The organism is Methylomonas sp. Kb3 (genome assembly GCF_002834115.1).
GTDB lineage: Bacteria > Pseudomonadota > Gammaproteobacteria > Methylococcales > Methylomonadaceae > Methylomonas > Methylomonas defluvii.
Window position 1 is genome coordinate 1 of record NZ_PIZT01000066.1, and the last position, 616, is coordinate 616.

Annotated in this window: 1 protein-coding gene; it reads right to left on the reverse strand. The window is 32.5% G+C overall.

What is annotated here, in order from left to right:
• Positions 1-80 precede the first annotated feature (80 nt).
• Positions 81-251 (reverse strand): hypothetical protein, encoded by a 171-nt coding sequence (locus CWO84_RS24490; protein ID WP_165786366.1) that lies wholly within the window; start codon positions 249-251, stop codon positions 81-83.
• Positions 252-616 lie beyond the last annotated feature (365 nt).

The window sequence follows — 616 nt, forward strand, 5'->3', positions numbered from 1 at the left end:
TTTTGACGTTATCAATGACGTTTTGGGCAGACAAGAGAAGATAAGGATTGTCACCAAGTCAAAAGTTGGCCACCCACTTATCAATTAGTCATCAAATCAATAGTTCCCAATTTTGGCCTATAAAAGGAGGCATTTGCCATGCATTTAGGCATCTTGGTTTCCAGATCAAGATCATGCTCTTCCTTTCTCTCTTTGTATTCTTTGTAATGTTTATGCTTTGCTTTCATTAATATTAAGTTTATGCCTTTCATTTCCTTTCCTTTACTTAGTTAANTCTTGTTCACTCTTTAATACTTTGCTTGTTAAATGACTAATCTTGATTTATGTTGTATAACACTTGGTACAACAAATGCTTGGCACTCTCATAGCTCATAATGTATGGTATAACCGACACCTGAGTTATGAAAGGAACTTGATTTGTTGTTAACATAAGTTATAATCATAAATGCTTGACGAGATTTACAAGTATTAGCATTAATGGAATAAGATGACTAATGTAATCATGTTAACAATATATAATCTGATTGGAACCTCCTTTGTGTGTGGTTTCCAATTCAATAATAAGAGTTTATATTATACTTGTTTGATATACCATTAGTGGAACCTCTAACCTTGA